The organism is Butyrivibrio sp. WCD2001, from assembly GCF_000424485.1.
Taxonomy (GTDB): Bacteria; Bacillota; Clostridia; order Lachnospirales; family Lachnospiraceae; genus Butyrivibrio.
On the sequence record NZ_AUJZ01000025.1, the window covers coordinates 25028 to 32417 of the forward strand.

At 45.2% G+C, this 7390-nt stretch carries 8 protein-coding genes; 2 read left to right on the forward strand and 6 right to left on the reverse strand.

All coding sequences use genetic code 11. The features are described from left to right. Positions 1-2: 2 nt before the first annotated feature. The 4 genes from G630_RS0115755 to acpP form a co-directional block, all read right to left on the reverse strand. A complete protein-coding gene (locus tag G630_RS0115755; RefSeq protein WP_026499144.1) occupies positions 3-950 on the reverse strand; it encodes a beta-ketoacyl-ACP synthase III in 948 nt (315 codons plus the stop codon). Between the two features lie 4 nt (positions 951-954). Beyond that, positions 955-1959, reverse strand: coding sequence for an acetyl-CoA carboxylase carboxyltransferase subunit alpha (locus tag G630_RS0115760; protein ID WP_022762448.1), 1005 nt, complete (start codon positions 1957-1959; stop codon positions 955-957). Between the two features lie 71 nt (positions 1960-2030). Next, positions 2031-2879, reverse strand: coding sequence for an acetyl-CoA carboxylase, carboxyltransferase subunit beta (gene accD / locus G630_RS0115765; RefSeq protein WP_022762447.1), 849 nt, complete (start codon positions 2877-2879; stop codon positions 2031-2033). 13 nt (positions 2880-2892) lie between these two features. Then, entirely contained in the window at positions 2893-3120 is a 228-nt protein-coding gene (gene acpP, locus G630_RS0115770) for an acyl carrier protein (RefSeq protein WP_026499145.1), read from the reverse strand. Positions 3121-3498: 378 nt separating this feature from the next. On the opposite strand from acpP, the gene G630_RS24815 reads away from it, so the two are divergent. Next, entirely contained in the window at positions 3499-3663 is a 165-nt protein-coding gene (locus G630_RS24815; RefSeq protein WP_022762445.1) for a hypothetical protein, read from the forward strand. Between the two features lie 127 nt (positions 3664-3790). Here G630_RS24815 and G630_RS23850 read toward each other — a convergent pair whose 3' ends face one another. Both G630_RS23850 and G630_RS0115785 read right to left on the reverse strand, forming a co-directional pair. After that, positions 3791-5074: a putative bifunctional diguanylate cyclase/phosphodiesterase gene (locus tag G630_RS23850; RefSeq protein ID WP_022762444.1), complete on the reverse strand. Its 1284-nt coding sequence runs from the start codon at positions 5072-5074 to the stop codon at positions 3791-3793. A 28-nt stretch (positions 5075-5102) separates the two neighbouring features. Next, positions 5103-6419, reverse strand: coding sequence for a GGDEF domain-containing response regulator (locus G630_RS0115785; protein ID WP_026499146.1), 1317 nt, complete (start codon positions 6417-6419; stop codon positions 5103-5105). A gap of 780 nt (positions 6420-7199) precedes the next feature. Between G630_RS0115785 and G630_RS0115790 the strand changes: the two genes are divergently transcribed. Further along, positions 7200-7390: hypothetical protein (locus tag G630_RS0115790; protein ID WP_026499147.1), on the forward strand; the 191-nt coding region annotated here is incomplete at its 3' end.

A 7390-nucleotide genomic window follows, 5' to 3' on the forward strand; every position in this document is an offset into this window, starting at 1 on the left:
ATTTAAACTCCTGCATATCGAATCACTGCTCCGGCCCAGGTGAGACCTGCGCCAAAGCCTACCATCATCAGCATGTCTCCGGCCTTTACGTCACCATTTTCCACAAGCTCGTCGAGTGCGATCGGCACCGAAGCCGCGCTTGTATTGCCGAAGCGGTCCATGTTTTTGTAAAACTTGCCGGGATCTGCCTTCATCCTTCTGACAACAGAATCGATAATCCTCTCGTTGGCCTGATGACAAACCACTCTGCTTACATCCTCCACCGAAAGGCCGCTCTTTTCCTGAAGCTGCCTGATGCAAACCGGTATGATCGATGTTGCAAACTTGAAAACTTCCTGTCCCTGCATATGGATGTGGCTGGTACCGTGTCCCGCGCCTTCGACATTTATCTCAAAGCCGCCTCTTGCACCGAGAGTCGATGCGTAAGTCGCATCCTCAGAGAGCCTCACGACCGCAGCTCCTGCGCCGTCTCCGAAGAGGACGCAGGTACTTCTGTCAGTCATATCAAGAAGCTTTGAGAGCTGTTCACAACCGACAACAAGTGCATACTTTTCACCGCAGCCATTCAGCAGTCCCCTTGCAACCTCGATTCCGTATAAAAAGCCGCTGCAGGCAGCATTCACATCAAGTGTGGGTATAGGCTCCCTTAAGCCGAGCTCTCTTTGAACCAAACATGCCATGCTTGGAGTGGCATAGTCACCGGAAATTGTGGCGCAGATGCATGCCCCGATATCGGATGGTGCAAGCTGCGAAGCTTCAAGAGCTTTTCTTGCCGCCTCCACTGCGAGAGTGGTCGCACTTTCTTCCTCGCTGCAAAAGCGTCTCTCACGAATTCCGGTTCTGGTGCTTATCCACTCGTCATTGGTGTCCACGATTTTCGCAAGATCATCGTTGGTAACGACCTTCGAGGGCACAGCCCTTCCGGTAGATATTATTTCAATATTTTTCATAACCTCATCCGATCTTCCTGTATTTCTCAAGTCTTTGTCTCTTGCAGCCGGATGGCGACAGTGTCATCAGCTCCTTCAGGGTTGAATAGAGGACGCGGTCCAGATTTTTGAAAACTTCACCATAATTTCTCTGCGCTCCCCCCACAGGTTCCTTTACAATCTCATCGGCAACTCCTGCCTCATAGAGGTCGTCTGCCGTGAGCTTCATGAGCTTGCAGGCTTCCTTGTGTCTCTCAGCATCCTTCCACAGAATGCTGGCAAACCCTTCGGGACTCAAAATGGAATAAACCGCATTTTCAAGCATCAAAACCTTGTTTGCAACGCCTATTGCAAGGGCTCCGCCTGAATTGCCCTCACCTGTAACGACTGAAATTACCGGAACATGGTACTGGCTCATCTTCGCAAGATTCATTGCGATGGCTTCGCCCTGTCCGTGCTCCTCAGCCTCAAGTCCGGGATAAGCTCCGGGCGTATCAATAAAAGTAATGATCGGTCTTCCGAATTTTTCAGCCTGGTTCATTATTCTAAGAGCCTTGCGATATCCTTCGGGGCAAGGCATTCCGAAGTTGTACTCCATGTTTTCCTCCATGGTGTGTCCCTTCATATGCCCCACTACCGTCACGGGTATTCCGTGGAATCTGGCAATTCCTCCGTAAATACTCTTGTCCTCATCAAAGAGATGATCGCCCTTTTGCTCGAAGAAATCCGTAAAAAGTCCGCCGATGAAATCATCAATATGCGGTCTCTTAGGATGTCTTGCAAGAAAGACCTTTTCATCAGGTGTGAGATTCTCACATTCGCTAAGGAAGTGATCGCGCATGTCCTTGAGCTTATCAAGCTCATCTTCACTCTCGGACCAGGCTTCGTAATCTTCCCTGGTGTCTCTAAGGACATCGGGCGCTTTTAAGGACTCCTTTACAAGCGCTTTTGTCGCGCCGATTGCCCTCTGTTCAAGGGAAGAGATTTTTGCGTCGAGTTTGTCTATTTTGGTTAGAACTTTTTGTATCATGGGTTACCCCCTCATCCGTCGCTTCGCGCCACCTTTCCCCCCCAGGGGGAAGGCATTTATTGTTGCTGTCTTTAGGCATGCAGTTCGATCAGCTGCAGGAGCGTATCTCTCATCTCGCTTCTGGGAACGATTCTGTCCACAAAACCGTGTGCCTCAAGGTATTCGCTTCGCTGGAAGCCCTTGGGCAGCTTTTTGTGGATAGTCTGCTCAATTACTCTTGGCCCCGCAAATCCGATGAGTGCGCCGGGCTCGGCCAGGGTGATATCACCGAGGGATGCAAAGCTCGCCGTAACGCCGCCGGTTGTGGGATGTGTAAGAAAGCTTATGTAAAGTCCTCCCGCTGCGTTAAACTCCTCAATTGCCGCTGCGGTCTTTGCCATCTGCATAAGGCTATAGATACCCTCCTGCATTCTGGCACCGCCGCTGGCTGAAAAGATGATTAGCGGAAGCTTTTTTTCAGTGGCATACTCAATTGCCCTTGTCACCTTCTCACCCACAGTACTGCTCATACTTCCCATAAAGAAGCGGCTGTCCAAAACTGCGCACACTACCTTATGGCCACCGATTTTCCCTGTCGCTGTAACAGCTGCTTCGGGAAGTCCGGTCTTCTGCATCTGACCCTTAAGCTTATCCTTGTACTCCGGAAAGCCCATCGGATCCTTCGCCGTCATGTCCTCGTTGAGTTCCCTGAAGGTTCCCTTGTCGAGGATGAGTGAGAGTCTGTAGTAAGCCCCTATCGGTCTGTAATTGCCACACACAGGGCATACATAGAAGTTCTCCTGCCAGTCCCTCTTAAGGGCACGTCTGTTGCAGGATTTGCAGGTTATGAAAACCGGCTCCTTATCTTTTTTCAGGAAAACCTCTCCAATATCCTTCCTGACTCTTGCAGGAAAAGATAACGTATCAAGAAAAGTCCCCATCGCAGACCTCCTATTATTTGTGTGCTTCGATTGCAGTCAGCACGTCCTGAACAGTCTTAAGATTTGCAACTTCCTCATCGGGAATCTTCACGCCAAGTCTCTCCTCGATTTCCATGTGAAGTTCCACAACGCTGAGTGAATCAGCTCCAAGATCGTCGATGAGCTTTGAGTCCTTTGTGATCTTGTCCTCATCTACTGCAAGAATTTCTGCTATAAGTTCCTTGATTTCCTCGAATGTCATTTTTGTTTCCTCCATTTTAACTAAATTCTTTTTAACTAAATTACTTTGAAATAATAGCGTGCAAGTTTCCGTTTGTCAATATGTTTTCGGTGTCATTTTTTCAAAATCCCAAAAACGTTTCTCATTGCATCAAAAAAGAACCTGTACTTCTTTATTGCATGAAGTACAGGTTCTTTTGCATTTCTCGACCTATCAAGACACCCTCCTCCGAATATAATTTTCAACTGAAATCGCCCTAAAATGAAAGTTAAAAACATTTGTTCTAGCTATAAACTTTTCATATTCCCATATCGATAATATTAGTGAACAACAAAAAACATGCACAAACGGCCGAACGCATGAAACAAATCACAAGAGTTTTACGGAGGTAAATGACTTATGTATATGTACGAATTGTTTCTTGCAAAAGATGTAAATGGAAAAAGTATTCACTTCATAGAGACAGCACACAAGGTAGACGACCTGGAGAAATGGCTTAAGAAACTCGTAAAAGACAACACAATCACAGAAGACGTAGCAGAAGCAGTTACTTTCGTTTGGTAATTAAAAAGAATATAACAAATCCGGAGCTCGGCAGTCAGAGAACAATAAGATCAGTCCACAGAGCGCAGGGAAATTTAAAATAAACAAGAACCTGTACCCCCGCGAAGTACAGGTTCTTTTATTATGTTCATTCCTTCTTGGGATAAACCTTATTCTTCAGTCTCTCCTCAAATTCCTCCACCGGCAGTGGTCTGTCGTAGAAGAATCCCTGAATAACAAAGCATCCAACCTTGTTTATAAATTCGAGCTGATCAGATCTCTCGACACCCTCGGTGACGACGTTCATTCCCAGCCCCAAAGCCATGTGGATGATATCCTTTAGAATTACCTCATCCTTCCATGAAAATTCATCGGTATTGATAAATGAACGGTCGATTTTCAGAGTGTGCACCTGGAATTCACGAAGTGTTGCAAGAGAAGAATATCCTGCTCCAAAGTCGTCAATTGCGGTCATAATTCCGCGGTCATACAGGTCTTTGATGAACTTGGATAGTTCACCGTGCTCCTGTTCGTCCACAGTCTCTGTAACCTCAACCTCGATGAACTTCTTATCAATTCCGGAGTTTGTAATGATCCTGTCTATATTCTCTGCCAGATCAACGTCCAGCAGGTCTTTTCTTGAAAAATTGACCGAGATAGGTACGGGTGTGAGCCCCTCTTCTACCCATCTTTTAATATCCTCGCAGGCGCGGCGAAGCACATAGTAATCAAGCAGCACTATCTCGCCGTTCTCTTCAAGCGGTGGGATGAAAACACCGGGTGAAACCATCTCTCCGCCATGCTTCCATCTGACAAGTCCCTCTGCACCAACAAGCGTGTTGGTCCTGGAATCCACCTTCGGCTGATAGAAAACAAGAAACTCTCTGTTTTCAAGCGCACTCTGGTATTTTTCCAAAACCTCCTTATTGCTGGCAACCTTTTTGAGCATCGCATCGGTCACCTTTACGACAGGCACGTGCAGCACATGTTTTGCATGCTGAAGCGCTACGGATGGTCTGCCGATGGCATCTCCGGGATCATCGAAAGTCTCCTCGATATCCCAAAGTCCTATTGTCGATTGGATTTTCAGCTTGATATCATTTTCCAGATAAACTTCTATTCCGTTCAAAAGGCGGCAGAATTTTTCCTTCCTCTCCTTATTTATGAGCGCGACAAAATTATCTCCTCCCAGATGTCCCAATATCTCATCATCCAAAAGAAAATCCTTCACTTTTTCAGTAAACTGGACTAAAACCTTATTGCCGCACTCCATTCCGTATCTGCCATTGATGTTGCCAAAACCCTTCAGATTGAAATAGAAAGCTGTGTAATTTGTGATAGTCCCCTGATTGATGCGCTCTGCAATTTCCCTGATATATCCCCCTGCATTTGGGAGCCCCGTCAGGTAATGCATCATCTGCTCATCTCTCATACTTTTACCCCCGTTCGTCGACATGTGGCTATCCCTTTATCATTTCCATCTCGTAGGTAATAACGTACTTGCTTTCCGGATCCTTAGCCTTCCAATTTTTAATAATTCGCTTTATAACCATGTCAGTGTTCACATCCTCTGACTCCAGTAAAAGCAATCTTACATGGTTCTTCCCGTTCTGCGATACTACATCGCTCCCTCTTAAGGAATCTTTCACCACCTCAAAAAAGGCATCACCGATTTCCTGTGGAATCTTTGTCTCTCCCTCTTTTTCGGGGCTTATGGTAAACACTATGAAATGATTGCCAACCTGATAATTCTCCTGTACTCTGCATAAAAATCGATAAATGAGCTTGAACTGATCACCATCAAGTGAATAAGCGCCTTTTCCTTTGTTACGCTCCCCGAGAATCATCATTTCCTGAGCAATATCCGAAGTGACTGATACCTGCTCTTCCTCTTTTTTACCGGAATCCACAAACATGCTGTGTCCGTGCTTTCCATTCTGCTTAACTGCGTAAAGAGCTTTATCGGCCTTTTTATATAAGGTGAGAAAATCAGTGCCCTCCTCGGGAGCAAGAACCGCTCCAACCGAAGCTCCAAGCGGAATATTCATATTCTCCCCCATAAACTCCTTAGCGGATTTGAGGAGTTCTTCATTGATAAATCTGGTCTTTTCGGCGACGATTTTTTCATCCAGGATATTCTGACAGAAAGCTATAAACTCATCACCGCCCATTCTGCCCGCGATATCGTTGGTTCTGATCGCTGCTCTTATTATCTCCGCAAATCTGATGAGGATCTTGTCTCCCATGCTGTGGCCGTAGAGGTCATTTACAAGCTTGAAGCTGTCCAGGTCGATCATCATAAGAACACCGCGTGTGGTTCTGCACATGGCGCCAATCTCGGTCTGCGAAGATGCTTTATTAAGGAGTCCTGTCATGGGATCAGTCTCGGCGGCTGCCTTAAGTCCCTGAATCTGCTCCACATGGTTCAAGATGTTTTCTACACGCTTAAGCAGTACATCTGCCCTGAACGGTTTTCTGATAAAGTCAACCGCACCCTGCTCAAAGCCTTTTCCTTCCGTCTCCTCGTCGGCATCAGCAGTCATAAACATAACCGGAATATGTTCGGCATACTGGTCCTGAAGTGTATTCTGAAGCTCAAAGCCGCTCATTCCGGGCATATGAAGATCCGTGAGGATCATGTCAGGTCTCTCACGTTTGTATGCCTCAATGGCCTCACTTCCTGATGTCACACAAATTGTGTCATATTGAGAAGCGAGTATATGCTGCGTCATTCGCAGTGTAATTCTTTCATCATCTACGATCAGGATTTTTTTCATAAAAAACCTCGCGTATAAATCATACCTAATATCATTATACGCGACTAATTGTGAAAAATGCGGCTATATACGAATTTTTAAGATTGTTTATCGATTATTAATATAAGATTGGTGCTGGCACGAAATTTGCTTGAACGAGCTTGTCTTTTACCAGCTAATCTTATTGGTCTAGCTTGTTTTTGCTCTTACTCATTGCGTATTTCTTTGGTATTTTGCTTTCATTCATCCACTTGGTAAACCTGATTAGGAATTGATGTCTCACGGTTTTATCAATTTTGCTCTATTTTCTTCTACACGTAAATCCAGCATAGACTTTTCCCTCCTTAGATTTATCAGTTTGTCTCTATTTTCTTCCGCTCGTAAATCCCACCAAGCCTTTTCCCTTCCTGGATTTATCGATTTTTCTCAACTTTCTTCAATGCGTAAATCCAGCTTGGGCTTTCCCCTCCTAAGTTTTATCTTTTACTCCTCCACTTGAATCAACAGGTAAATCTCACCAACAATTGTTCGCGATTAGATTTATCTCAGGCCTAAACTTAGCTCCCGCGCATAAATCCTACAAGCTATTCTCCTTTGGAGGATTTATCTTTTCTCCTCAACTTACTTCAATCCTAAGCTCCCGTGAATTTATACCAAGGTTAAGGTATAAATCCGCTTGATTTGTTTTCTCAAAGCCTTGTGTTTACTGGCTTTGCAGCCACAAAATATTGTATCAAAATAGCACATTTTGCTTTCAATTCCGTTAATTCCTTGGTATAATTATACCAAGGAGGTGATGGTATGGAACTGAAGATTAACGAGCCTTGGATCACAAGCAAAGTAAGGTGTCAGAATGGTTATGCCTATATCGACAAGCCTTTCTGGAATGCCGAAAAACAGTGCGCTGACCATAAACGCGAGTACATCGGCAAGTATGATGGAGAAACATTTACTCCAAACAAAACCTTTCACCGTCTCAAAGCTGAGTATGA